21 protein-coding genes and 1 tRNA gene are annotated in these 26,027 nt (G+C 37.4%); 13 read left to right on the top strand and 9 right to left on the bottom strand.

Translation table 11 applies throughout. The features are described 5' to 3' along the window. Positions 1-95: 95 nt before the first annotated feature. Together tssC and H6850_00930 are read right to left on the bottom strand one after the other, a co-directional pair. On the bottom strand, positions 96-2,042 hold the full coding sequence (tssC, locus tag H6850_00935; GenBank protein USO02546.1) for a type VI secretion system contractile sheath large subunit: 1,947 nt from the start codon (positions 2,040-2,042) through the stop codon (positions 96-98). Between the two features lie 136 nt (positions 2,043-2,178). Next, positions 2,179-6,765 carry a hypothetical protein gene (locus H6850_00930; GenBank protein ID USO02545.1) on the bottom strand — a complete coding sequence of 1,529 codons (4,587 nt, stop codon included), beginning with the start codon at positions 6,763-6,765 and terminating at the stop codon, positions 2,179-2,181. Positions 6,766-7,006: 241 nt separating this feature from the next. Between H6850_00930 and H6850_00925 the strand changes: the two genes are divergently transcribed. Both H6850_00925 and pgk read left to right on the top strand, forming a co-directional pair. Continuing rightward, complete coding sequence (locus tag H6850_00925; protein ID USO02810.1) at positions 7,007-8,509, top strand: YifB family Mg chelatase-like AAA ATPase; 1,503 nt, start codon at positions 7,007-7,009, stop codon at positions 8,507-8,509. Continuing rightward, positions 8,499-9,455: a phosphoglycerate kinase gene (pgk, locus tag H6850_00920; protein USO02544.1), complete on the top strand. Its 957-nt coding sequence runs from the start codon at positions 8,499-8,501 to the stop codon at positions 9,453-9,455. The genes H6850_00925 and pgk overlap by 11 nt, the downstream gene beginning before the upstream one ends. Here pgk and H6850_00915 read toward each other — a convergent pair. After that, on the bottom strand, positions 9,436-10,503 hold the full coding sequence (locus H6850_00915; protein USO02543.1) for a tyrosine transporter TyrP: 1,068 nt from the start codon (positions 10,501-10,503) through the stop codon (positions 9,436-9,438). The two genes, pgk and H6850_00915, sit on opposite strands and share 20 nt — an antisense overlap. A gap of 130 nt (positions 10,504-10,633) precedes the next feature. Between H6850_00915 and H6850_00910 the strand changes: the two genes are divergently transcribed. Continuing rightward, positions 10,634-11,785: an ATP-binding protein gene (locus H6850_00910; protein ID USO02542.1), complete on the top strand. Its 1,152-nt coding sequence runs from the start codon at positions 10,634-10,636 to the stop codon at positions 11,783-11,785. On the opposite strand, the gene H6850_00905 is transcribed toward H6850_00910, so the two are convergent. The 3 genes from H6850_00905 to H6850_00895 all read right to left on the bottom strand — a co-directional run bounded on the left by H6850_00905 (position 11,786) and on the right by H6850_00895 (position 15,659). Further along, a complete protein-coding gene (locus H6850_00905; GenBank protein USO02541.1) occupies positions 11,786-14,176 on the bottom strand; it encodes a leucine--tRNA ligase in 2,391 nt (796 codons plus the stop codon). A gap of 65 nt (positions 14,177-14,241) precedes the next feature. Beyond that, positions 14,242-14,817 carry a hypothetical protein gene (locus tag H6850_00900; protein USO02540.1) on the bottom strand — a complete coding sequence of 192 codons (576 nt, stop codon included), beginning with the start codon at positions 14,815-14,817 and terminating at the stop codon, positions 14,242-14,244. A gap of 23 nt (positions 14,818-14,840) precedes the next feature. Then, the gene (locus H6850_00895; protein USO02539.1) at positions 14,841-15,659 is read right to left on the bottom strand and encodes a hypothetical protein; all 819 of its coding nucleotides are present in this window, start codon (positions 15,657-15,659) and stop codon (positions 14,841-14,843) included. Positions 15,660-15,940: 281 nt separating this feature from the next. On the opposite strand from H6850_00895, the gene H6850_00890 reads away from it, so the two are divergent. The 8 genes from H6850_00890 to H6850_00855 all read left to right on the top strand — a co-directional run bounded on the left by H6850_00890 (position 15,941) and on the right by H6850_00855 (position 22,264). Beyond that, positions 15,941-16,034: transfer RNA gene (locus tag H6850_00890), tRNA-Ser, on the top strand. Between the two features lie 39 nt (positions 16,035-16,073). Further along, entirely contained in the window at positions 16,074-16,676 is a 603-nt protein-coding gene (locus H6850_00885) for a 50S ribosomal protein L25/general stress protein Ctc (GenBank protein ID USO02538.1), read from the top strand. Positions 16,677-16,685: 9 nt separating this feature from the next. Next, positions 16,686-17,207, top strand: coding sequence for an aminoacyl-tRNA hydrolase (locus H6850_00880; protein ID USO02809.1), 522 nt, complete (start codon positions 16,686-16,688; stop codon positions 17,205-17,207). A gap of 166 nt (positions 17,208-17,373) precedes the next feature. Further along, positions 17,374-18,177, top strand: a complete 804-nt coding sequence (locus H6850_00875) for a hypothetical protein (GenBank protein USO02537.1) — start codon at positions 17,374-17,376, stop codon at positions 18,175-18,177. Further along, a complete protein-coding gene (locus H6850_00870) occupies positions 18,177-18,971 on the top strand; it encodes a hypothetical protein (GenBank protein USO02536.1) in 795 nt (264 codons plus the stop codon). Before H6850_00875 ends, H6850_00870 begins: the two co-directional genes overlap by 1 nt. Continuing rightward, complete coding sequence (locus H6850_00865; protein ID USO02535.1) at positions 18,958-19,545, top strand: ATP-binding cassette domain-containing protein; 588 nt, start codon at positions 18,958-18,960, stop codon at positions 19,543-19,545. The genes H6850_00870 and H6850_00865 overlap by 14 nt, the downstream gene beginning before the upstream one ends. Further along, positions 19,542-20,222 (top strand): hypothetical protein, encoded by a 681-nt coding sequence (locus H6850_00860; GenBank protein ID USO02534.1) that lies wholly within the window; start codon positions 19,542-19,544, stop codon positions 20,220-20,222. Before H6850_00865 ends, H6850_00860 begins: the two co-directional genes overlap by 4 nt. Then, positions 20,222-22,264 carry a hypothetical protein gene (locus H6850_00855; GenBank protein ID USO02533.1) on the top strand — a complete coding sequence of 681 codons (2,043 nt, stop codon included), beginning with the start codon at positions 20,222-20,224 and terminating at the stop codon, positions 22,262-22,264. Before H6850_00860 ends, H6850_00855 begins: the two co-directional genes overlap by 1 nt. Positions 22,265-22,278: 14 nt before the next feature. On the opposite strand, the gene H6850_00850 is transcribed toward H6850_00855, so the two are convergent. Both H6850_00850 and H6850_00845 read right to left on the bottom strand, forming a co-directional pair. Further along, positions 22,279-22,878, bottom strand: a complete 600-nt coding sequence (locus H6850_00850; protein USO02532.1) for an amino acid ABC transporter ATP-binding protein — start codon at positions 22,876-22,878, stop codon at positions 22,279-22,281. Next, positions 22,865-23,506 carry an amino acid ABC transporter permease gene (locus tag H6850_00845; protein USO02531.1) on the bottom strand — a complete coding sequence of 214 codons (642 nt, stop codon included), beginning with the start codon at positions 23,504-23,506 and terminating at the stop codon, positions 22,865-22,867. The genes H6850_00850 and H6850_00845 overlap by 14 nt, the downstream gene beginning before the upstream one ends. 283 nt (positions 23,507-23,789) lie before the next feature. Between H6850_00845 and H6850_00840 the strand changes: the two genes are divergently transcribed. After that, on the top strand, positions 23,790-24,287 hold the full coding sequence (locus tag H6850_00840; protein ID USO02530.1) for a YeeE/YedE family protein: 498 nt from the start codon (positions 23,790-23,792) through the stop codon (positions 24,285-24,287). Further along, on the top strand, positions 24,288-24,812 hold the full coding sequence (locus tag H6850_00835) for a YeeE/YedE family protein (GenBank protein USO02529.1): 525 nt from the start codon (positions 24,288-24,290) through the stop codon (positions 24,810-24,812). It abuts the gene before it with no gap. A gap of 70 nt (positions 24,813-24,882) precedes the next feature. Here H6850_00835 and H6850_00830 read toward each other — a convergent pair whose 3' ends face one another. Next, positions 24,883-25,986 carry a branched-chain amino acid transport system II carrier protein gene (locus tag H6850_00830; protein USO02528.1) on the bottom strand — a complete coding sequence of 368 codons (1,104 nt, stop codon included), beginning with the start codon at positions 25,984-25,986 and terminating at the stop codon, positions 24,883-24,885. Positions 25,987-26,027 lie beyond the last annotated feature (41 nt).

The raw sequence follows: 26,027 nt of genomic DNA, 5'->3' as shown, positions 1-26,027 counted from the left end.
GGGCGTGGCCCCGCGGTGATCCATAGGGGTGGTCATGCTGCCTACGCTTAGGCTACGGCACGCTGGCCATGACGACTCTTTGTGTCCGCAATACATCATTTCGCAGGTGGCGGTAATGTCGCAACCAAACGGATGGATACAGTCAGTTCCTCCATTTGATAGTGCGGCCTTAAATATACAACTGATTTATATGACCCAGGTTTGCCTGGAATATCAAACACTTCAACGCGCGCTTCTCTCAGTGGATATTGCGCTTTGATGCTTTGTGAAGCTTCATCGTTTAAGAGTACATAATCTGCAAGCCAGTTATTTAGATATGTTTCAACTTCAGATCTTGCCATAAAAGAGCCAATTTTATCACGCATCATAACTTTAATATAGTGTGCGAAGCGAGACGCAACCAGTATATAAGGCAGTCTTGCTGACAATGCTGCATTAGAGTTTGCCTCATCTTTGTTATACAATTTTGGCTTTTGTGCTGTTTGACCTCCAAAGAATGCTGCAAAATCTTTACCTTTGCAGTGACATAAGGAAATAAATCCAAGGTCACTCAATTCTTTTTCACGACGATCTGTGATCGCAACCTCTGTTGGGCACTTCAAGGTTGTGTCGCCATCAGGTGTTTTGAAGGTGTAAGCTGGTAGATCTTCTACGATACCACCGCCTTCAACACCTCGCACAGCAACTGTCCAGCCAAATTGTCCAAACGCGCTTGTAATACGTTCTGCTAGAATATATGCGCAGTTTGTCCAACAGAATTTAGAGCTATCTCTGCCATCAATTGTTTCTTCGTAATTTAATCCATCGACTTCAATCGATTGACGTGAATAAGGGTTACGAATCATAACGCGTGGCATGGTCATAGCAAGATAGCGCGAATCTTCGGACGCTCTTAAAGAATTCCATTTTGCTAATTCGACAGATTCAAACACTTTAGATAAATCGCGCGGAATTGCTAAGTGTTCAAATGAATCCAAGTCAAATAGAGACGGATCAGATGCTGTGATAAGCGGCGCTAATGCAGCTGCTGCTAGGCCTGTTAATTTTTCTAAGATTTCAATATCTTCAAAGGATCTTCCAAAATAAAAGTCACCCACTAAACAAGAGTATGGAGCGCCGCCAAAAGTACCATACTCTTCTTCATAAATTTTCTTAAACAGTTTGCTTTGATCAAATGAGATCGCAGACTCCAAGTCCTTTTGAATTTCTTTCTTAGAAATATTAAGAACGCGTAGCTTCAAATGTGGTCCGCTTGGTGTTTTACTTACAAGGTATAAAAGACCTCTCCAAGACCCTTCTAAAGCGAGAAAATCTGGATGATGTAAAATTAAATCTAGTTGATCACCCAGCTTTTTGTCTAAGTCTGCTATTGCATTCATAAGCGCGCCCATCGGAGTTGCGAAGTTTTTATCATATGTATCCAAAAAGGCGCCTATCATATCAACGCATGTTTTCGGATTTGAAGGGTCGCGTAGAACTTTGATATCATCTAAGAGTGTCGTAAGTTGTTTGCCAACTTTTTGCGATTTATTGAAATCATCAACTTCTTTGCTAAGCGCAGTCATATCACCAGATTTTTGAATTAAGTTTGTTAAAAACTCTTCAAGGCGCTCATTACCATCAATTTTTGTAGCTAAATCCTTTAAACTGGATCGTCTTTCATATAATACTTTTAGGTCCGGGATAATTTTGACGATTCTGTTGGGATTAAAGTCATCAATCGTATTCAGTGTGAAATTGATTTTGAGTTGCACACGTGTTTTAGCCTTTGACTGATCTATTAACATATTATCAACGTTAAAGTTGAGCGTTGGTTGCACAGATTTCAACACATCATTGAAATTGTCTGCATCAATTTCCACAAACTTTCTTTCTTTAATGCTTGGAAGGTCTGTGGTTCTTGCTCCAGATAAGTCGGCTAATATACCCACAACAAATGGAAGTTCCTTCTTTTCAATTGCATCTCCAATTTCAACATCATATGTGATTTGTACGCGTGGCGGGCGAATGTAGCGCAATTGTTTTTGAATGCTGAGTGACATTTCAAAAATCTATATTCTTTCTCTAACCATAGAGTAGGGAAGTGGAATTTAATAAAAGGTTAAAGGGAGAATTGTCAGCACGAGGCGCGGAGCGCCGTGATGATCCATATGGATGGTCGCAGGTTAGACTAAAGAATTAGTATGAACCTTCGTCATCTTTGTGGTCAGGACGTCCTTCGTATGGAAGGTAAGGTCCATGAGGTTCTTTATCATGGTCGTTTTGAGATCCTCTATAGTCAGGTTTTCCATGATAGTGGTGCTGATTATACTTCTCATCAAAATGCTTGTAATCACCGTGAGGTCCGTGGTGACCGTGAAGAGGGCAGCCTTCTTGTGGGCAGTATAAGAATGTACCGTTCTTCTTCATAGTTACGATTTTGCTCTTTCCGCCGATTGCGAATGTGAAGACAATTTCATCTTCCAAGTCGTCATCAACGTCACAAGATTGTGCTTTCAATTCGTACAATCTTACAGGCTTACCTGTTAATGTAAACGCGTATAGGTAGAACAATTTAAACTTGTTTCTAATGCTTACAAGAATCTCAAGCTCTCCATCATCGTTTGCATCACAGCATGTTACACCGATGAATCTTTCATGGCAGTGACCAACTGGCTCACCATTAATTTTCAAATCTCCATCGCATGTTAGAAGGAATAATTTGTTTTGTTCAGCGCTGTTCTTTTGCACAACAAGGATGTTGTTTGCGCAACATTTTACTTCCAACAATTCGTTTGAGCTTTTTCCAACTCTTACAGGGCAGAACATCAATAATCCTGCAGCATCAACTCCTAAGAATTGATAGTGCCCATCCTCTTTGTAGTAGAAAACAAATTCATCTTTTCCATCTGCATTGCAGTCGCATAGTAGAAACTCTACATCTTCATTCGACTCAATTACTTTTCCAGTTTTATCAAGGAAAAGAACTGTGTATTTTGCGCCGTCTTTTAATACCGCACCGATTTTTTCTCCACAGCAGAATAGGGAGAACAGCTCGCTACCTGTATCACCGATTGTTTTTGATCCAAAAACTTTCTCACAATCTTTAGTATAAACAGACAGTTTGATAAGGTTGTCGTTTTCGATTGCGATAATTAAGCACGCCTCACCGTTATCTTGCGCACAGCAGATCCAGTTTTCTAAGTGGCCTGCTCCAAGCTCAGTAGGGCAGCACACTACTTCTCCGCCTTCTTTTAATACAAGAAGTTGGTAAATACCGTTAAGTTTAAAGATGAATGTTCTTTCTTCTGTGTTATCACCATCTAGATCACAACGTTTTGTTTGTACAGCTTCGTCAAATGTAACAGCTTCTATTACATATTTTCCACCTTCGTTTTGTACAGACTTAAACGCATTCAATTTACCATCTTTTGTTACGATGAATAACAACTCTTGTGCAGCTTCGTTTTTTCCAACTGTGCAGCAGAACGCGTTTAGGAAGTTCTCAACCGTTTTTGAGAATACCACAGCTCCTGTTGCTTTGCTTAAGAAGTACACGGAGTGCGTTTCTTCGTCTTTAAATGTCATCACAATGTTATCATTGCAGCAGAATACACGTTCTAGCTTTTGATTTGTCACACACCTTAAGAATTTTGGACAGAAGGATAGGGACATGTTGTGGCTATTGCTTAAGTGGAAGATTTTCGCTTCTCCTTCAAATGTGAAGAAGATAATACGGTTTTCGTCACACTTAACTTCATCTTCAGGGCAAACAACTGTCATGTTGCCTGTTCCGTCAATAACGAAGATTTGAAGATCTCCAGATGGAGTTTCCATAACAGCCATAATTTCGTTAACTCCGTCACGGTTGATGTCACAACAAGATACGTTTAGTAACTCGTCACATGCATCTCCAAGCAATAAGTCGCGAGGCGCGCCAAAGTCAGCTAAGATGCTGATTGTGTGTTGACCACTTTCTGCTTGCTCAACGATTACACCTTCTTTTTCCCCGTCGCCATCTAGATCGCAACAAAATGCTTTTACTGGGTTATTTTGAACTGCTGGGATATTGATAATATCTTGACAAGGGCAGCCAATATTTTTAAGTGTTTGCGCATGTTGCACCAAATCTCCTGATAAAGCGCCAGAGTTGAAAATTTCTTCACATGTACATCCAGCATCTTTCAAAATTTGAGCAGCTTCTTCTGAATCAAGATTCAAGTTCAATTCTGACCCCTTAAGGATTGAGGTAATAGTAGAACATGAACAGTCTGATGCTTTCAGCGCTCTTGCGATATTCGTAGGTGTTAATCCTAGAATATTTCTCAACACTTTTGCAAATGTAAGACAAGAATTACATTCACCTTCTGGAAGTGCATCTAAGATTTGTTTAATTTGTAAGTGTCTTTCAAGTCCTCTTGTGATAAGAAGATCTTGAATAGTAGCGATAACACTTGCGCATGAGCAGTTTGTATCTTGCGCAAAAATTTCTTTTGCAATTTCAATAAGATGTGCAACATCACCTCTACAAGCGCATTTTGTGTCTAATAAGAACTGATAGTATTCTGCATAAGTATTAAAATCATCTCTTTCAGGAGTGCAAGTTTTGCAATCAAAGTCTACCGCTTCTCCTTTATTGTTATAACCAAGCAATTTGTATCTGCCTGCTGTATTCACTAAAGTGATGGAGATAGAATCTGATGCACTTTCCCCACAGCATTTTAACTTAGTTAGCATATCGCCTTCTTTTCCAATTGGGAAACCAAATCTTGGAAGTGGGCTACCTTCGAAGTTGAAAACAAACAACCATAATTGAAGACTTAAATCGCGTGTGATTACAATGATTTCTTTTTGACTATCTTTATCACAACCAAGTTCACAACAATCGATTGTGTCTACAACATGACCTTTTGCGTAGTTTCTTTGACAGAAACGAAGAGTTCCATCATTGTTAAGAACGATAAGATAGTTTTGCTCTGATGTTGCTGTTGGCAATACAGAGTTTGCAAAGATAATGCGAGAATCAGTGCTTTTGTTTTTAAAGTTTACAAATTTTTGCACTGGATTATCGCCAGAAACGTCAAATAAGTACAAGAAGTATTCTCCGTATGCTTTTAACAATACAAACAACTCTTTGTCATCTCCATTATCGCAACAGAATGCAGAAACAAATTCATGACACTCTGAACCGAACCAGCATTTTGTGTCTGAGAATGCGAATAATTTTGTTGTTTTATGGCGAATGATTTGTATAAGCTTTTCATTGCAACATACAAGATGTTCACTTTCTTCATCTTTTGCAAGAGGCGTAAGATTTTCAGTTCCTTCTGTTGGAGTTGTATCTAAAGCGCCATTGTCATCAAATGTTAATTTGATTACAACACCATTTGCATCAATTAAGAAGATAACGCGGTAGCAGCATGCAAATTCGATAGTATTTGCATCGTAGTCAAAATCTTCATTTGTAAGAACGCCGCCAATAGGACTAGCTGTTTTTAACTTACCAGCATTATCGAAAACGAATAGTTGGTAAGCGCCTTGAGTTTCTGTTGTGTCTGTTGAAGACATTCCACCCGCTTCAAGGATAAAGAAATAATGCTCTACTTCACCGCAGTCATTTCTTCCTACGCAGCAGAAGATTTTTTCGTCACCATCAAGAAGGATCACTTGGTTATCACCAACGCTTGTAGTAAGTGTTAGAGAATTGTCTCCACTAATTGTTTCAATTGCATCCTTAACTTGCTTACAAGTGCAGCACGCCATTGTCATTGCAAGAATAATTTGGTTTACGTTAAACACATTTTGTTCAATTCCCGCTAAAGCTTGCGCGATTTCTGTGCATGTGCAGCCTGCATCTTTCATTGCCATAGCGATAAGGTTTGCAAGTTCTTGAGTCATGTTCATAAATTGACTTTGGAATGTTGTGTAAAGCGCAGCGCCAATTTCTGTTTGACAGCAGCAATTTACATTTTTCATTGCTTTTGCAATAATGTTAGCTTTATCTTGATTGCTTGCATTGGTTTCAAATAGTTTAGTTGCAAGACTTAGCAAAGCTGAAGCTACTTCTTGACATGAACAGTTTGGCATTGGGGATTGTTTTAATGCAGCAGCAATTTCGTCAGCACGTGCTTGTCCTTTTGCAGCGGCATTGCTAAGATCTGCTAATGCAGTCGCAATAGCGTTACAGTCACAGCTATCATTTGCAAGAGCGATAGCAATTTGGTTTTTTGTAATGTTGGAGCATTTATTGAAAAGCTGTTGAGCAGCGCTAGTGCAGTCGCATCCTAGACCGCCACCGGAACCTGTGTTATCTGCAGCAAGTTTTACAGTTTTTGCAAGTTTGTTAAAGTCGTCTTGCGTACCGCATTTGATTGAAGTTAAATCTCTCCAGCAAGTGCTGCTGCAAGTTGGTAAAATGTATGTTCCGTTTGTTGCGTGAACATCTACAAATTTGTAAGCTGAGTTGCTATCTTCAAATAAAATTGTGATAGTTGTTCCGCAGCAGACAAGCTCTTTAAATGTATCGCTAGTTGTTCCAACATTAAGAGGAAAGAGATTTGATGTAAGATCAGCATCCTCATCATTGTTGAAAACATAAATTACATGTTGTGTTGGAGTGGCATCTACTGTTGCAAGCACAACGATTCTACCATTACAACATACGATGTGTTGTGGTGTATTCTCACCGAATTCTACGTCATCCACTAAGCATGATTGACCGTCATTAGTAACAATTGCACCGTTTAGAATTTTTGGACCGTTTGGACATTCTGTTATGAAAGCCATTTTTAGTTAGTATTATATTTTCTTACCTATATTATATCACAATTTATTTATAATTGTAATTTATTTATTATATTTTTTTTATAAATTAAAAAAGGTCATTTGCTCCGTCATCCTGGGCGAGCGCGGTAAGAGAAGGATCTTCTTACGACAAACTCAAGAAGATTCTTCGCTGCGTTCAGAATGACGGAGTTAACGTTTTTTTTACTCTCAGTGTTTTAGCATGAAAATAAAACATATTTCAATGGTTTCAAAATGTTATACAGTGGCATTTAAGGGTGTGCACGCTATACCAGTTATGGTAGAAGTCCACTTTTTACCGGGTTTACCCAAATTTACAATTGTTGGGTTAGCCAACAAGGCGGTTTCAGAATCTAGGGATCGTATTCGTGCATGCTTTCATGCAATTGGTTTGGATATGCCACTTAAGAATGTGGTTGTAAATCTTATGCCCGCAGATATGCAAAAGGAAGGTTCACATTATGATTTACCTATTGCGCTAGGGATTTTTGCGGCAATGGACATTATAGATTCTACAGAGCTTGAAAATTACATTGCTTTGGGTGAGTTAGGGTTGGACGGAAATGTTATTCATACAACTGGTGTTTTATCTGCTGCCTTGCACGCATTTGAACAAAGCAAAAAATTTATTTGCCCCTATAATAATAAGAGTGAGGCAACTTGGGTGGGTGAATTATCGATTTTGCCACTTAAGAATATTGTTGAGTTGATTCAACATTTTAATGGTAAAGCAATTGTAGCGCAGCCAGAACCTGAAAAGCCGAGACATATAAATAAGAGTCATAAATACGATATGAGAGATGTAAAAGGGCAAAGTGCTGCAAAACGCGCTTTGGAGATTGCGGCAGCGGGTAAGCATAATGTTTTAATGATTGGGCCGCCTGGCACAGGAAAGTCGATGTTAGCTAAGCGCATAACTTCAATTCTACCTTCACTTGCCCCAAAAGAAGCTTTAGAAACCACTATGATTTACAGTATTGCGGGTATGTTAGATAAGTATGGACTTGTTTCAGATGTGCCATTTCGGGAGCCGCACCATTCGTCGTCTTTGGTGGCGCTTGTTGGAGGTGGTCAAAAAACTAAACCTGGGGAAATATCTTTAGCGCATAATGGTGTGTTGTTTTTGGATGAGTTGCCAGAATTTTCAAGAATGGCGATAGAATCTTTAAGGCAGCCTATTGAATCAGGTGAAATTATTGTAGCGCGTGCAGAAAATCATGTGACTTATCCTTCAAAGTTTCAGTTGGTTGCGGCGATGAATCCTTGCAGATGCGGATATTTTGGTATGCCAAAAAAAGAATGTCACAGAGCGCCTAAATGTGCGGGGGATTATCAAAATAAGATTTCGGGGCCAATTTTGGATCGTTTTGACATATTTATATATATGAGTAATGTGAAAATTAAAGATTTGGATGATAAAAAAGAAGAATCTTCTCAAAAAATTAAAGAGCGTGTTTTGAATGCGTATTATCGACAAAAAGACAGAGGGGTCATGAACTCGGAACTAGATGGGGAAAAATTAAGAAATACTGTTGTATTAAATGATGAGTTGAAAGATTTTTTTATGGAGGCATGTGAGAAGTTGGATATTTCAGCAAGACGATACAATAGGATTTTACGTGTAGCCAGGACAATTGCAGATTTAGATGCAAAAGAGATGATTGAAAAGAAGCATTTACTTGAGGCGATGTCACTTAGAATGTATGGAGTATCAAATGTTATATGAAAATGTTTTGATTCGGGTGGATTTAAACACCAAAGATCCAGACGATCCAAAGTTTCAAGTGATCGATGAGACGATTAGATTTTACTTGAAACATAGTCGTAAGGTTATTTTAGCAACACATTACAAAAATCCCAGACCGTCATCACGAGGAGCGGAGCGACGTAGTGATCCAGAATGGATGGCCACAGCCCCTCCGGGGCTTCGCCATGACGAATTTTCTATTCAATTTCTCATTCCACCTTTACAAAAACAATTCAATATACCCATCGAATTCCTAATAGATCTAAAGCGACCAACCTCCAATAACCAACTATTTTTATTGGAAAATATCCGTTTATTTTATGGGGAAACTGATAATGATCCAGCTTTCGCTGAAAAATTGTCTGAGATGGCAGAGTTTTATGTGAATGAAGCGTTTGCCTCATCTCATAGGCAGCACGCATCTTTAGACAAGATTCTGGACTATCTACCCTCTACATTAGGCTTTTCACATGCGAAAGAGTTGCATATGTTAGAATTAATTTTATCGCGGATTCAAAGGCCTATCCTTGCGGTTATTGGAGGGGTAAAATGGGAATCTAAGCGCCACATCATTGAGAAATTGCAAGCAGTTTGTGATGATGTGTTTTTGGGTGATGGCATGTTGCAAACAGGTGCACTGGATATTTCAAAAGAGCGGCAAGAAGATTTAGCACAGCGTGTTGCAAAAGCAGGAACGGTTATATGGAATGGCGCTTTAGGTAAAATTGAAGACAAGCCCTATGATGCAGGAAGTCTTTGGTTTAATGATTTGCTACAATCTGTTGTATCTGAAAAATCTGTGATTATTGGGGGAGGAGATTTGACAAAGTTTTTAGCGCCTGATTATGCAACATATTCCTCCACAGCTGGTGGGGCGCTGCTGCAATTTATTGTGGAGTTTCTTACTATCCGCAAAACACTATAAATAAACCGCTAAGGATAAGTAGGGTAGATGCCACAGAACGTGTTTTTATCCATTGCATAGAAAATGGAAGGATAATAGCGAATGTTGCCAGTGCTGCGGCAGCATATCTTAAGGCAAAAACGAATCCTGCGGGATAGAACATAACAAAAAGCAACGGCGGAATAAATGTTGTTAGTGTTGTAAACAACTTACGCTTATTTAAAGCATGATAATTTAAGTCAAAAAGCGCCATAGCCACACCTAAGAACGATGTCAAAATAGCCAGCAAGCTAAAGCAATTGACGAGAATTTTGCATAGCCAATTTATGCGAGATAGCTCCTGAATCAAAGCATCTAATGTGTTTGGAATACTCGCTAAACCTCCAAACACAATCCACATCCAAATAATATAAACAAAAAGAGGAATGAGACTACCTATAATAAATACACGCTGAAGTTGTTTGCGATCATGACCAATATAATTGATCAAAACAGGAATGGATCCATGGAATCCAAATGAAGTGAAAAATATAGAAATCAGTGAACCAGATACTGTGTCTAATTTAACTTTTTCCAGAGTCGGGATGCCCGTTTGCGGCAAAAGATAAAAAACTAACACTGCAAAAGTGAGGATCTTAGTAAAAAATAAAAAACGATTTACTATGTCGACGCTTTTATAAGCTGTTGAAATTAAAATGGCGGAAGATGCAATGAAGAGAAAATAGGATAATTCACGCGGTAGCCAAAGCGATAAAATATCACTGCTGCCAGCTGTATAGGCAGCTAGAAGACTGTAATGCAGTCCTACAAAACTCACAATACTCAACCATTTTCCAACTGGCCCTAAAAGTTTTTGTGCTAATTGCGGAAGTGTTTTTTCTTTAGGGTGCTCTAAAAATAACTCAATTGTTTCAAGTGCGGAGTAGATCATCCACAACCATATACACAGCATAAGAAGGACGTTCGTTGTAAAGTTTGTATGGTGCGCTTGAAGGGGGAGCGCAAGCATACCCGCGCCAATTGTTGTGCCTGCTACAATGAGCGTTGCACCAAATGTTTTGTTAAGCAAAGTGTCAAATACATAATTACATGCTTAATTGTAGACGTTTTAGATATATGTTTACAAAAAAACCATTCCTTTACTTGACTTCGAAAAAGTCGTACAATCTCGAGGTAAGGTAATAAGCTATCCCATAAAAATGTTTAAGCGACTTTTAGAGCTTCCAAAAAATCACAGTTTTTTCTTATTTGGTCCTAGAAATACAGGAAAGACCACGCTTATAAAAGAGCGATTTCCTGAAGCGGTTTTTATAGATTTGCTTGATCCTGAGGAAGAAGAAAAATATATGCGCCATCCTAACGAATTAAAATACAAGGTAGAGGCTCTGCATAAAGATCAAATACATATTGTGATAGACGAGGTGCAAAAAATCCCGAAACTTTTAAACGTTGTGCACTATTTAATTGAGTCAACAGATAAGCATTTTATTTTAACGGGTTCTAGCGCAAGAAAACTTAAAAAGGATGGTGCAAATTTGCTTGCTGGGAGGGCTTTCGTTCGTTATCTGTATCCTTTGAGTTTTATGGAGTTACAAGATGATTTTGATCTGAATAAAGCTTTAAGTTTTGGTTTATTGCCAAAAATTTATCAATTTGATAGACAGGAATTATATGCAGACTTTTTAAAAGGCTATGCACGTACCTATCTAAAAGAAGAAATTTGGGCGGAGCATTTTATTAAAAAACTAGACCCGTTTCGTAAGTTTTTAGAAGTTGCTGCGCAGATGAATGGTAAAATTGTGAATTTCACAAAAATAGCTGCAGATATAGGTGTGAGCGATCAGACGGTCAGGCATTATTTCGAAATTTTAGAAGATACTTTGATTGGGTTTTTCTTAGAGGGATTTAAACACTCTGTCCGCAAGCGTCTTTTAGAGCGGCCAAAGTTTTATTTTTTTGATACAGGTGTGAAGCGGGCGCTAGCCAGAAATCTTGAAATACCTGCGCAAAAAAGCACATATGAATACGGAGAGCTCTTCGAACACTTTTTGATTTTGGAGTGTCAAAAGTTGGCGCAATATAGCGATAAAGATTTTCGATTTAGTTATTTTATGACCAAGGATGGTGTGGAAATTGATCTTGTGGTGGAGAGGCCTGGACAGTGTACGCTTTTTATCGAGATGAAAAGCAAACAAACAGTTGATGAGTCAGATCTAAAAGAGTTGCGAATGATTTCAAAAGATTTTAAAGGTGGAGAGTTTGTATGTTTCTCAGATGATTCTTACAAAAAAGTGATTAATGGGATAGAGGTTTATCCCTGGAGAGAAGGTATTAAAAAGTACTTCACTTAATTAACCATGTGCAATACTGACCATCCGGTTTTTCACATAGACAATTTTTTTGATAGGCTTATCAGCAATATATTTTTGTGCAATGTCTTTTGCCTGCGCTGTAATAGCATCTTCTGACGTATCAATATCAACCTCAAATTCGCCACGTCTTTTTCCATTTATTTGTACAACAATAGTCATTTTATCGTCTTTTGTTAGCGCTTCATTGAATTCAGGCCAAGTAAACTGTTCGTTTGAGAGCTCTGCAAGCATTTCATTTGCAATGTGTGGCATAATAGGCGCTATGGTTAAGATCATAGCGCGCAACGCTTCTAGTGCAACCTCTTTTGTTTGTTTTAAGTATTTACTCTCTATAGTTGATACAAATTCACGGTGATGTGCAATCGCGATATTAAATTCATGCTTTTCATAGTCTGTCGTGATTTTTTGAATAAATTTATGTGTATCATTTTGTAAATCGGTATCATTTCCAAACATTTGCGCAGATAAAACGTTTTGATATAAGCGCCATACGCGATTGGTATAGCGGTAACATCCTTCCAATCCTTCTTCATTCCAATCAAAGTCTTTATCAATCGGTGTATCAGATAAAATAAATAGTCGTGTTGTGTCCGCGCCGTAACTGTTAATGATGTCATCAGGATTGATAACATTGCGTTTAGATTTGCTCATTTTTTCAGAACGACCCACTTCAATTCCTGTCAGATCATCAGGTAATTCTTGTGGATATAAAAATTTACCGGCTTTTGTTTTGTAAGTTTTATGACAAACCATACCTTGTGTGATAAGTTTTTTAAATGGTTCACGCACGTTAATGTATCCAAGATCTGTTAAGGCTTTCACAAAAAATCGCGCATATAAAAGATGCATAACAGCATGTTCAATTCCGCCAATATATATGTCTACAGGCATCCATTCATCAATATTTTCTACAGGTTTTTCTGATTGTGGAGAGCAGTAACGCAAGAAATACCAAGAGGACTCAAAGAATGTATCTAAAGTGTCAGTTTCTCTCGTTGCTTTACCTTTACAGGTAGGGCAAGTTGTATGCTTCCATGTTGGATGGTGGTCTAATGGGTTGCCTTGACCTGTGATGTTGATATCGTAAGGTAATTCAATTGGAAGGTTTGTTTCTGGAACAATGCCACATTTATTGCAGTAAACCATCGGTATTGGACAACCCCAATAACGCTGTCTTGAAATACCCCAATCTCTTAGGCGATACTGCGTTTTTTCTTCACCTTTTCCAATTTCGTTAAGTTTTTCTATAGCAACTTTTTTGGCTACTTCGGTGGTGAGTCCATTTAAGAAATCAGATTCAATTAATATGCCATTTTCATCTACAACTGTTTTAATTGGTAGATTGTATTTTGTTGTAAACTCATGATCGCGCTCATCATGTGCAGGACAGCCAAATACGACTCCTGTGCCATATTCCATTAATACGAAATTTGCTGCATAAACAGGAATTTTGCGTGAAGAATCAAATGGGTGGTCAACGGTGAATTTTAGGTCAAATCCTTTTTTCTCAGCCTTTTCCACAGCTTCCTCTGTGTTTGGTGTAGCTTTTATTTCTTCAATAAATTTCGCAAGCTCAGGGTTATCTTTTGCGAGTTTTAAGCATATTGGATGTAAAGCGGACATCGCAATAAACGAAGCGCCAAAAATTGTGTCAGGGCGTGTGGTATATACGGTGATGTCATCGCTGAAATGAATTAATGCGCCTCTGGATTTTCCAATCCAATTTTCTTGCATTTTTAAGACTTTTTCTGGCCAGTCGAGCTTTGTTAAATCTGCTAATAACTCATCAGCATAATCTGTGATTTTGCAGAACCACTGCTTAAGTTTTTTACGCTCAATTACAGCACCAGAGCGCCATCCACGACCATTTACGACTTGTTCATTCGCAAGTACTGTGTTTTCTACAGGGTCAAAATTTACATAAGATTCTTTTTGATAAATCAGACCTTTTTTATAAAAATCTATGAAAAATTGTTGCTCATGCTTGAAATAGCTTGGGTCACATGTAGCAAATTTACGACTCCAATCATAAGAAAATCCAAGCTTTTTTAGATCGCCTACCATGTCTTCAATATTGCTATATGTCCAGTCTTTTGGATTAATGCCGCGTTCAATGGCGGCATTTTCTGCAGGTAAGCCAAATGCATCAAACCCCATTGGATGCAAAACATCAAATCCTTTCATGCTGTGAAAGCGCGCAATGGCATCACCAATGGTGTAGTTTCTCACATGCCCCATATGAAGATTTCCGGAGGGGTAGGGCAGCATCTCAAGAACATATTTTTTCTTTTTCACAGGAAGAGATGGGTATGTTTGAGTTTCCCAATTTTTCTGCCATTTTTGCTCAACTTTTTTGAAAGGATAGTTCATAAGGAGTTTTTGATGATATAAAATTTATAGCTTATTATGGCACGGATAGAAAAAGATGAAAATTGCTACTGCGTTTTAGTGTGGTCGGTACTTTGCCAAAAAGACGGGCATAAACATCCAAGAAAACCAAGCCAGCTACTCTCTTCTTGTTTTGATAACTGATCTGTTGGGTATGCATATTTTGCTTGAATATGAGCTGAGAATTCTTCCGCAGTAAGTTGATCCATAGACTTTGTCAAAGACGATCCTTTGTGTGAATGAGGCGAGGTAAGTTTCGCTTGCCATTGTGTCAAAGATTCTAGCGCGTTACTTCCAGAGATAGGCGAGCCTATTTTGCTTAAGACATCTATTAACACCTTATTACTCTCAAGGCAGCCTCTGTTGTTTCTATAGACTAGAATGTGCAGCGCAATCTCTCCACATGGAAAACGAGCAGAAAGATCAACAGAGTCTTTTAGTTTTGCTTTGCAGCGTAAGAGATAGATTTTCACAAAAGGTTCTACTACTGAAAATGGTTCTAATTTTTCAGAAATAAGTTCCTGTGAAGGGGTGCATTCAAGAGAAAATTTAGCAGTTTCAGGAGTTCTATGAGAATTTTCCACTAGCAAAAAAGGGGCGGAATTTGAGAAAATAAAAAACATAAAGCCAAGCATCATAAAATCCTTTAAACCTGTTGAGTTTTAAACATTATATACCATTTTTCTAAAGAATGATCAACTGCGTCATCAGATGTATGAATTTTATAATTTAGCGCTTTATAAAATATAGCTAGATCAAACTCTGATTCATTTTCTGGTTGAGTTTGTGCGAGTGTGCTTAAAAAATCTGCAGTTCTTTCTAAGTTTTCATTGCTTCTCGTATCTGATAGTTTTGGGTGAGCTTTTTTTCCAATCAAGCCAAACATAAGATACTCCTCATATACCAAAGACATAAAATAAAATACCGCAGATAAGGCGGATAGCTCTTTTTTCCAGTCTGTAGCAGCAAGAGCCATCAAAGCAATAAACTTGGATAACACATTGAACCCAAAAGAACCTTCAATTTTTACACTGAGTGGCAATTTATCATGCATAAAAACTCTTTCAGATCTGCAAAGAACTTGCATTTGTTCCATAATTCTGACTTTTCGTTTTTCATGAGTTGCTGCTGATTCTAAAATTTTTGCTGTCTGTAAGTTTTGTGCACTGCTTCCATGCAAGTGGCACATGCGCACAAAATGTAGTATTTTTCTGCGATCTTCTTTGTTTTTTGAAATTGGAGCCTGTGAGATTTTTAAAACAGCATCTGACCATTTTCTGCTTTTAAGATCTTGCATAATTTCCCAGTTATCTCGTAATAGCTCTGTAACACTCACATAAGGAGTGGCTTTAGGCAGTCCAACTATAAATTCAAAACTGCACCTATGTCCTTTTTGCAATAGTGTATCAATTTCTGCGAAAGCGCTGGAATTTTCAGTGTCTGTTGAGTGCTGGGTTGCTAACAATGAAGTGCAAACTGTAAACGTAGTATCATCTTGACCTTCTATTTTTGCGTCACCTAATTCTTGCGCAAAAGAAGGAGAGGGGTTGGTTCTTGGTTGCGCAATTGTTGTGGCGTACTGTTGAATTGTCTGTTGCTGTGTTGTTGCATATATGGATAATAAGAACCTAATTTTGCGTTAACATTTAGTTAACACATTCATAGTGAAAATTTTACAACAGACAAGAGAGTGTGCTTTCAACTCATTGACTTTTTTAAACGAAAACCCCTAAAATAGACAATAAAGGAGAGGTGGCCGAGTGGCTGAAGGCGGCGGTTTGCTAAACCGTTATACGGGATTTAACCCGTATCGAGGGTTCGAATCCCTCTCTCTCCGCCAAGAAATTACACTAAAGATATATTCTGAAGGAAAAAAACAATGTCAAGTTTAGTTGTTGAAAAGCGAGACAAAAAGAGCAATTTGCGTACTTTGCGTTTAGAGGGCAAAGTGCCAGCAACGATTTATGGAGACAATCAAGATCCTGATATGGTAACAATTTCAAGCGCTGATCTTGTAAAAGAGTCTTCTAAAAGGGGTTTTTTTAGCCGCGTTGTTACGTTGAAATTAGGAAGTAAAAATGTAGATGTTTTGACGAAAGACATCCAAAGAGAGCCTTTATACGATCAACCTATCCACGTAGATTTTATGCGCGTGAATAAGCAGCAAAAAATTCGTACGTTTGTTTCGATTGATTATGTGAATTCAAGAAGATCTCCAGCAATTAAGAAGGGCGGTGTCTTGAACATCGTTAAGCAAAACCTAGAGGTTCGTTGCTCACCTTATGATATTCCAACAGAGTTGGTGTGCGACTTGTCAAATTTGGATACGGGCGAGTCTGTAACACTTGATTCCTTAAAGTTAGGAAAAGATGTGACACCTGTACATCCAGAGCGTGACAATGTTTTAGCAACAGTTGTTGCGGCAGCTGAAGAAGATAAATCAGAAGCAGGGGAAGAGGCAGCTGCAGCAGCAAAAGCTTAGTCTATGCTGATTATTCTTATCTGTGGACTTGGAAATCCCGGATCTAAATATCAAAACAATCGACATAATATTGGTTTCAAAGTTCTTGATCGCATTGCATCTCATTATAATGTTGAATTTTCTGACTCCAAGAAATTTTTAGGACAAGTTGCGCAATACAAGCTTGGCGATACGGTCTATGTTTTATGTAAGCCCACTACATATATGAACTTATCAGGCCAGTCTGTGGCGGCAATTAAACGATTTTATAACATCGATAATGAAAACATTTGGGTGATTCATGATGAAATAGAGCTTCCATTTGGAGAAATTCGCACGAAAAAAGGCGGTGGCCATGCCGGACATAATGGCTTAAAAAGCATCGATGCTTATATTGGAAAAGATTATCACAGAATGCGTTTAGGAGTAGATCGTCCTTTGTATAAGGAAGATGTTTCAAACTATGTATTGTCAGATTTTTCCAAGAGCGAGAATGTGGGCGAGTTTATAGAGGAAGCATTTAGGAAGCTTTTGAGTTTGCTCGGCCTATAGTGCATATGTTAAAATGAATTACATTAAAGAAATAGAGGTGTTTAGCATGCAGCAACAACGCTTTATTTCTATATTTCAACTTTTCTCCTGGTGGCGTTTTAGCGCCTAAGTCTATATATAAATTATTTTAAAACCATTTATTTATTTACAAAATGAGGAGAAAGTTATGTTATTTTATATCGTTGCTGAAACAATTGGGGTCATTGTTCCTATGGAGCATGATGCATTAAAGGAAATTGTTAAGGAGTTTGAAAAAACACTAGATAGAAAACACAAGGTGATTGTGAAAAACGCTATGGGTGATTCAAATCTTCAAAGAAGTATTATTCAGTATTTTAATACGCAAAAGATAGATCTTTTTGCGCCTATTGGTACTGCAGCTACACAGATGACTACATCTATTGCGCGAGGAAAAAATATTTTAGGTATTGCATCTTATCAGGTTAAAGGAGCAAAGGTGTTGCAAGACGAGGTCACAGCTGAACCCATTTTAAATTTGATTAAGGAGAATTTTTCCAACATTAAAACTTTGGCGTTGGTGTATTCTCATAATGAAAAAATATTACCCGAAATAAAGCATGCGCAGGAGGTATGTAAAAAATTAAATATAAATGTTCAGTTGATGCCCGTATATACAGCGCAAGATATTTACACAGTCTCAAAAAGTATCAAGGCAGAAGGTGTATTGATTTTAAAAGATCATATTGTTGTGTCCGGATTAACAACACTGCTGAAGATTGGGTTGCCTGTATTTGCGAGCGATCATATTTCTGTTCAAAAGGGCGCGTTATGCGCTATTGGGGTGCATGAAGGAGATATCGGTATCGCAGCTGCTCAGCTTTCCAATAAGCTTCTGAAGGGTGAGCAGCTTGCAGATGTGTCCCATATGAAGACACTGAAGGTTTTTGTCAATAAAGATAAGACAAAGGGTATGACTCTTAAGACGAGTTATGAAAAGGTGTATTACTAATGGATATTTTATTACATAGTCTGCAGCAAAGTCTGGTTTTGTTGCCTTTAGTATTAGGTATTTATATGAGTTATGGATGCGCCAAGCTAACAGATTTAACCATCGAAGGGAGTTTTGTTTTTGGTGCAGCTGTATATGCGCAAAGTCTTATTTTTACACAAAGCCCTGTTTTGGCTTTTTGTATTGGGACATTGGCTGGTGTGATTCCTGGCATGTTAACAAGCGCCATTCAAATCAAAAACAGAATGAATAGTTTGATGGCAGGAATTATCACTTTATTTATGTTTCAAAGCTTTAACATTTTCGTATTGAATCAGCCTAATATTAATCTTTTGGATTTTCAGCACTGTTTTGCAGAAACGACTCATTTATTAGGTTTAGGGATTGTGTTGATGATTGTTTTAACCTATTTAGATCGCTCGGTGTTCGGGTTGCGATTTAAAGGCTTAGGCAATAATTCTAGATTATTTAGTGAAAGGTATAATTTAGATTTCTACAAGATGATCGTTCTAGGATTAAGCAATATGTTAGCTGCATTAAGTGGCATCTTGACGGCATCTGTAAATGGATATGCTGATATTTACATGGGTCAAGGTATTGCCCTTATAGGTATTGGTACATTTATTTTAGGGCAAGAAATTAAAAGACAGCTCATTTTCTGTTTTGTAGGACTGGCCATTTATTTTGGTTTAACGCATTTGCTTTTGCATCTTGGTGTTAGCATGCTGATTATGAAATGTCTCATTGGTTTATTTTTGGCGTTAATTTTAGGAGGTCGTTATGGATTTCATTAAATTTAAAAATGTTTGTTTTCAGCATATTATCAAAGATGTTTCTTTTGAGATTAAAAAAGGCGAGTTTGTTGCTTTGATTGGACCTAATGGCGCAGGAAAAAGCACAATTCTTAAGTTACTTTTGGGTATCTTGCAACCAACAAGTGGCGCTATTGAGAAGCCACAACATATAGAGATTGTGCATCAAAATATTGAGGATAATGTATTTTTAGATCTCACGGTTTATGAAAATTTTAACCTTTTTAATGCATTTAATAAGGAGGAGATCAAAAAACATTTGTGTGCATTTAATTCAAATATTGTTCTTGATAAAGTTGTGAGATTTTTATCAGGCGGAGAAAAGCAAGCCTTGGCATTAGCGCTGAGATTGTTTCACAAACCAGATCTATTGTTGCTTGATGAACATACAAGCGCATTAGATCCTGAGACATCTCAAAAAATTATGTCAGTAACGTATGAAAAAACACGTGATGTAACTTGTCTTATGGTGACGCATAATTTAGATTATGCCCAAAAATACGGAAGTGCTATTATTGAGATGAAAGCTGGTCAAGCTTATATAAGGAAAGGGTGATTTTTTTGTTTTTAACCGCCGCTATTACTGTTGGGATTTTTTCTGGTGGGTCATATATTGCGAGAACTGTCACTGAAACCACAGGAACTTTTGGGACATATAAACTGACTTTAAATGGGAAGGAAGTGTTTAAAAAAGGAAATACCGAAGTTGTTATAGGTTATGAAACAGTTATGGATGCATATCATTTAGGTTTATATGGGTTTGGTGGTTTCTCGCATTGGAATGAAGAATATATAAAAAATTATAAGTTTGGCGGTGCAGAATTCAATGTTGGAATGGATATTGGAAAGAGTGTAATAGGATATTTTGGTGGAGGTGCACAATTTGCATGGATGCAGTCTGTGAAATATAGCCTTGGTGTGACGCATAACGATAAAAGTGTTTCAGATGCGCCTGGATATTTGTGTAAGTCAGATGCACCCACAGCAGTTTTTACACATCCATTTGTATGCGCAGGTCTTCGCAAACGATATAAAAATTATTCATTTGAGCTCAAGTATCGTATGTTGTTTTGCATGACCCAGACTGTGGAAGATGCTGTGTATCAGTTTGATAAAGAAAAGAGTATATTTCAGAATAGCATGATAGATAAGACAAAAATTAAACCAAAACTGTCTTTTTTCACAAATCAGATTTTGATCGGGGTGAGGTATTGCTTTGAGGGGATGATGTGATGTTTTTATATTTGTATGCAGATTTTGCGATAGAGCCGGAGGGTGCGTACTATGAAGATCTCATGGATAAAGGGGTTATTTCTGAACGGGTGCCTGTTGATATAGCGAAAGGTTTAGTGCAATCTCAGGAGTTGGAAAATGGAAAAATAATTGTTACTGAAAAAGCAAAGGCTGAGGCAATTTGCTTTCAATTAGAATCTGATTCAAATTTGGAGCTTACAGATTTTTCGAAAGAAGTATTGGCAGAGATTGAGAAACTCAAAAGTAGCGCAAAATTTTATACTAGTTTATCTACTTCTGATCGAGCTTGGTTTAATGTGCGATTAAAGTTTGCAATTAACTCGGACAAAGAACCAAAAGAACTTCTTAGTGAATTTTCGAAAGATGAGTTGGATGAGTTGCAAGATAGGAAAGGTCAGTTAAAATTTTATAATGCTTCTAGTTTTAACTCAAAGAAAGCAGATTTTGATGATGTGCTAACTAAGACTATTGAGGCGAAGATGAAAGATGTTCTTTCTCAATCAAAGGACGAGATTGAGAAAGATTTGCATACTTATTCGTTAAGGACATTAGAAGGAATAAAGAATAAAAGAAAAGGTGAAGATTTTTATAAAAATATCTCGTCTGATGAGGAAAAAATCAAGTTTGATAAAAAATTACAAAAAGCAATTTTTATGAAAATGAAAAAAGATGTTATCAAGAAATCAGATGGATCTGGAGATGTTGATTCTGATGCTGAGCGTGATCTTATCCATAATCTAGGTTTTGTTTTTGAAAATCAGACTGACTTTGCAGATGTAATTTTGCCTTTCATAACACAAGAGCGTTATGATGCTGTGCTAGCAAGAGTTGCAGAGAGCTTAAAGAGCGATACGATACAGGAAGATGATCGACGGTTTTTGGCTTTTATGCAAATAAAAAATGGCGCAAAGCTAGAGAGTGTGAAGGAAGGGTATTTCGTTTTAGATGTTCCTTGGGATGGAACGTGCGTTTGGCATAGTTTATTGAGGCATGCGCCAGAATTGCTAAAAACACTTGAGTTGAGTAATAGTGAAGTGATGGACTATATCAAAGGAGGGTACACTGTAAGTTCTGTAAATACAGCCAAAGAAGCATTTGCTAAAAAAGTAGAAAAACTAACTTCTGCTGATAAAGCTTATCAACAGAATGGAGTTATTTGGGAAGTGACAAAAATAACATCAATTTTGGTGCAGTTTTATCTTGCGGCAAAATATCATAAAAGTTCTTACTCCGGCCTTCCATATAAAATGGATGAAATAAGAGATTACGCAAAAGATAATATAGATGAGAATTCAATAATAATAAGAGTAGCGCTGGAAAACCTTTATAAAGCTATAAAAAATCAGCAAGGGCAGAGCGCGACTCCATTACCAACACCCAATGAAATGAGAGCTTATGTGAAAGCAAATATAACTGTGCATTCGTCAACAATAGAAACAAGTTTGCAAGACATTTATCTTGCCATAGCAGAGCATAAAGCATTACCCTCAGATACTGTTTTAAAACAATATATAAAAACAAACATAAAGGAGGATTCGCCTAAAATAAAAGAAAATCTACAATTGCTTGAATTGGTTATACAAACTAAGATAGGAAGTGCATCTGGTACATCGGGAGATTTTGGCAAGATAAGAGATTATATAGTCGCAAATATAGATACGGCAGATTCACCCGAGATAAAAGAAGCGTCAGAAGAGCTGTATTTTTCTATCCAAGATCAAATGGGAAAAAGACGGAAGGATTTATTCCCACCGTATAATGAGGATGAAGTAAAAAAATACGTAGCAGATCATATAAAAAATCCAGGAGACTGGACGGAAGTGCGTTCTTTTATCTTATTAGTAGCATTTATTTTAAAGGTAAAAGTATCAACTGTAGAATTGAGAGCAACTTCGAAACAAGAGCATGTTGTTTCGTTTAAAACTGACGATAAAGATGTGACTTATCCAAAGATTTTCTTACATAGCAATGGCTATCATGCGCAACAATTTTCCGCTTTACCTAAAACTTTGAAAGATTGATTCAGCAAAAAGAATTAAGATATTTTCCCTTTCTTCAACACCAACTTCCTTGTCGACACCTCATTCACAAACGTTGCATCATGTGAAATAAAAATAATAATTCGCTCACCATTCTGATATGTCTTCAACACATCAATCACAATAGCTTTTGTGTCTTTATCCAAAGCTGATGTTGGTTCATCCAACAATAATATGTCTGGTTCCATAACCAATGTGCGAATTAACGCAACGCGTTGTTTTTGTCCACCAGATAAACTTCCGGGATATACATGCGCTTTGTCCGTCAAATCAAATCGTTTCAAAAAATCTAACGCTTTTTTCTCAGCATCTTTTTTCAATAGTTTTTTCACATGAATCAACGCATAAGTGATATTATTCAAAACTGTCATATGGGGAAAAAGATAAAAGTGTTGAAAAACGAATCCAATATCACCAATTTTTTCTATCACGCCTTCATGATCTTCTAAGCCAGCAATACACCTTAATAATGTTGTTTTTCCATGACCTGAAGGTCCAGACAGGCTAACATTTTCACCTGGGCTGATTTGCAGTGTGATATCTTCCAATACAGGAATGCTCTTAAAGGATTTAAATAAGTTTTTAATATGAATCATAGCGTACTCTTTTTTCAATCAGGCGGGAAATAAATGTTAATCCTGCAACTAAAATATAATAATAAAATGCCGCAATTAATAAAGGTTCTATATAAGAATATGTTTGCGCTCCTATCGTATGGGCGCGCCTCAAAATATCATTTTCACCAATCATAGAAACAACTGCTGTTTCTTTGAGCAAGTTCACAAATTCGTTGCAGATATTAGGGATGGAATTGATCAGAACCTGCTTTAAGATGATATCTTTCCACATCAAAAATGGTGAAATTCCTAACGTTTTTGCAGCTTCAAATTGTCCCTTATCAATAGATTCAATGCCAGATCTAATAATTTCGCTCATGTATGCGCCAGAGTTTAAGGATAGAGTGATGACTACAGCCATAAATCCAGGGATATCAATATCCAAAATTTGTGGGGCTGCAAAGTAAATAAAAAACAACTGCACGATAACTGGTGTACCTCTAAAAATAGATACGTATACTTTGAAAATTTTCGCTAAAATATTGTTGAATCGACTATTATACGTTGCAATAAAAAGCGCTAAAAAGAAGCTAAAAAAGAATGAAATGCCTGTGTATAAAAGTGTGTTGGAAACACCTTTTCCAATGGCAATAAATGTATCTAACATTCCAAGATTATTGTTTATCTCAAGTTAGATTAGCATGTTTTTTATAGAGGTGATAGGATTTACAGGGGTTTCCGTCATGGCGAGCGTAGCGTGACCATCCATGGATCACCACGATCTGCTTCGCAGATCTCGTGATGACGGCCTGTGGAGCGTTCTTTATAGCGTGTGGAAAGCTACAATGGATCACCACGGCGCTTCGTGCCTCGTGATGACGTTAGGTTGAGTATTTACAAAGAAAACGAAATTGCTTACCTTAAACTTACAGAGGTAAATAAATAATTTCGTGTTAATACAGAAAAATTGGTCTCCTTATATATCAGGGGTCATCATCGGTTTGTTGCAAATTCCCATTGCATATTTCTTCAATGCAACATTGGGCACATCTACATCTTACTCCCTCGTTTTTGAACAGCTAGCAGCTTTATTTCAAGGAAAAGGTTTTGAAATTGTGCGTCCGAATTATGTTTGGCAGTTGGGTCTTGTATTTGGTGTCATTGTGGGTGCTTGCTGGTCAGCGCGATTATCTGGTGCAAAATATCCAGAAATTTCACCAATTTGGAAAAAAGAATTTGGTATTACGTCTCAAACAACACGCTATGCGTTGAGTTTTTTTGGCGGTATGTTTTTAATTTTTGGTGCAAGATTGGCGCAAGGTTGTACAAGTGGAAATGGTATTTCAGGTGTTGCGCAAATGGATGCAAGTGCTTGGGTGACTTTAATGGCAATGTTTGCATTTGCGATTTTAACCGTTCAATTGATGCGTATGTGGAAAGGAAAATAAATGTTTGTAACGTTTTTATCAGGCATTGTCCTAGGAATTATCTTCGGTTTTGCATTTGAAAAATCTAAGGTATTTGATGCATCTTCAATTGTATCTCAAATGTTGTTTACACGTTTTACAATGCTGAAAGTGTTTTTAACAGCTGTATTAACAAGCTTAATCGTACTGAATCTTATGAATCATTTCGGCTGGTTTGTTTTTAATATTAAAGCTTTTAACCTTATGACACGTCTTGTTGGAGGTGGATTGTTAGGTATAGGAATAGGTCTATCTGGTGCTTGCCCAGGCACAGTGTTTGCCCAAATTGGCGTTGGGTATAAAGACGCCTTATTCACAATGGCAGGATGTTTTGTATCTGCTGGGTTGTTTTATTTTTACGGTCAAGATTGTATGAATGTTTTTAGCGCATGGGATGAAGGAAAGATTCAACTTACATCGAATATTCTAAAATTTGGTTTTGGTGCGTTTATCATTGCCTTTTTGTGGATGATTGAAAAATATTCTCCGTGGAGATTAGAAGTTTAAGCTCGTCATGGCAAGCGCGAAGCGTGGCCGTCCATAGATCACCACGTCGCTGCGCTCCTCATGATGGCGACTATCGAACAACTTTTAATTTAATAAACTTAAATATCACAAAAATAATCAAACATGGATAAAGCCATGATAAAATATACGTTCCTGCAAAATGAACAATTGCTTCAAATCCCACAAGTGACATCACATAAGATATAATTGTTGCAATGATCAGTCCTGTAAAACGATCAATGCGTTTTTTTAATATATCTACTGCAAGAAAAGTTGCGAATGCGTTAAGAAGCGCAAGTGCGGTTGCAAGCGTTGAAAAAAAGAAACTTAAAGCAATGAGAATTGCTGCTGTATTTCCTAATGCAATTCGTGTAATTCTAGGGAAAATTTGTTCCCCAGGTAGGTTTTGTGTATGTAAAGAATATTTTGCGCCCAACAAAACGAGTAATAAATAAACAGCGCCAATGCACAATAGACCAATGACACCAACCCAAAAATTTCTTTTGTAAAATTCTTGCGGATCATTATTTTTTTCTGCTTTTAATTGTTGCTTTATAGCAGTAAAAAACAAGCTTGAGAAAAAGATAATACCTAACATGTCCATCGGCTGATATCCATCTTTCATGCCTTCGATAAATGCGTAATATGGTGTTATAATGGGTAGCGCACCTTCAGGCGCCATATATAGGGCGCCCAATACAATAAAAAGAATGCTACCCAATTTGAAAGGTGTTATAAATTTTTCAAGAATTCCAACAACTTTTTCTTCTTTTATTGCGAGCACAAAAGCAGTTGCTAAAAATCCAAACGAGAAGTAAGCAATCTGGAGTTGTGGAAACAGCTCTTTTGCACCTCCAAAAGCAACCAAAGCGCATCTTGGGATGACGTACAGTGGGCCTATCACAAAAAATATAACGAGTGTGATGAACCAATAGGCAAAATCTGGAAGTTCTTTAAAATATTCTCGCACGCTGCCATTGGAGGAAATGACACCTATATAGCTTATAAAAGATATAATAACAGTTGTTAGCATAAGGCCTATCATTCCAAAGGGATAAGAGCCGCAAGCTTTTTGCCCTGTTAATAAAGGGAACACCAGATTGCCAGATCCAAAGACTAAGGCAAAAAATGCTAAACCTGTGGGAAATACTTTTTTTATTCGCGCGAGAGTCATAAATAATCTCAATTTAGAAGTACGACTTAGTGTGCAGGATA

This window comes from Alphaproteobacteria bacterium (genome assembly GCA_023898745.1).
GTDB lineage: Bacteria > Pseudomonadota > Alphaproteobacteria.
This window is presented reverse-complemented; position numbering and strand designations above follow the sequence as displayed.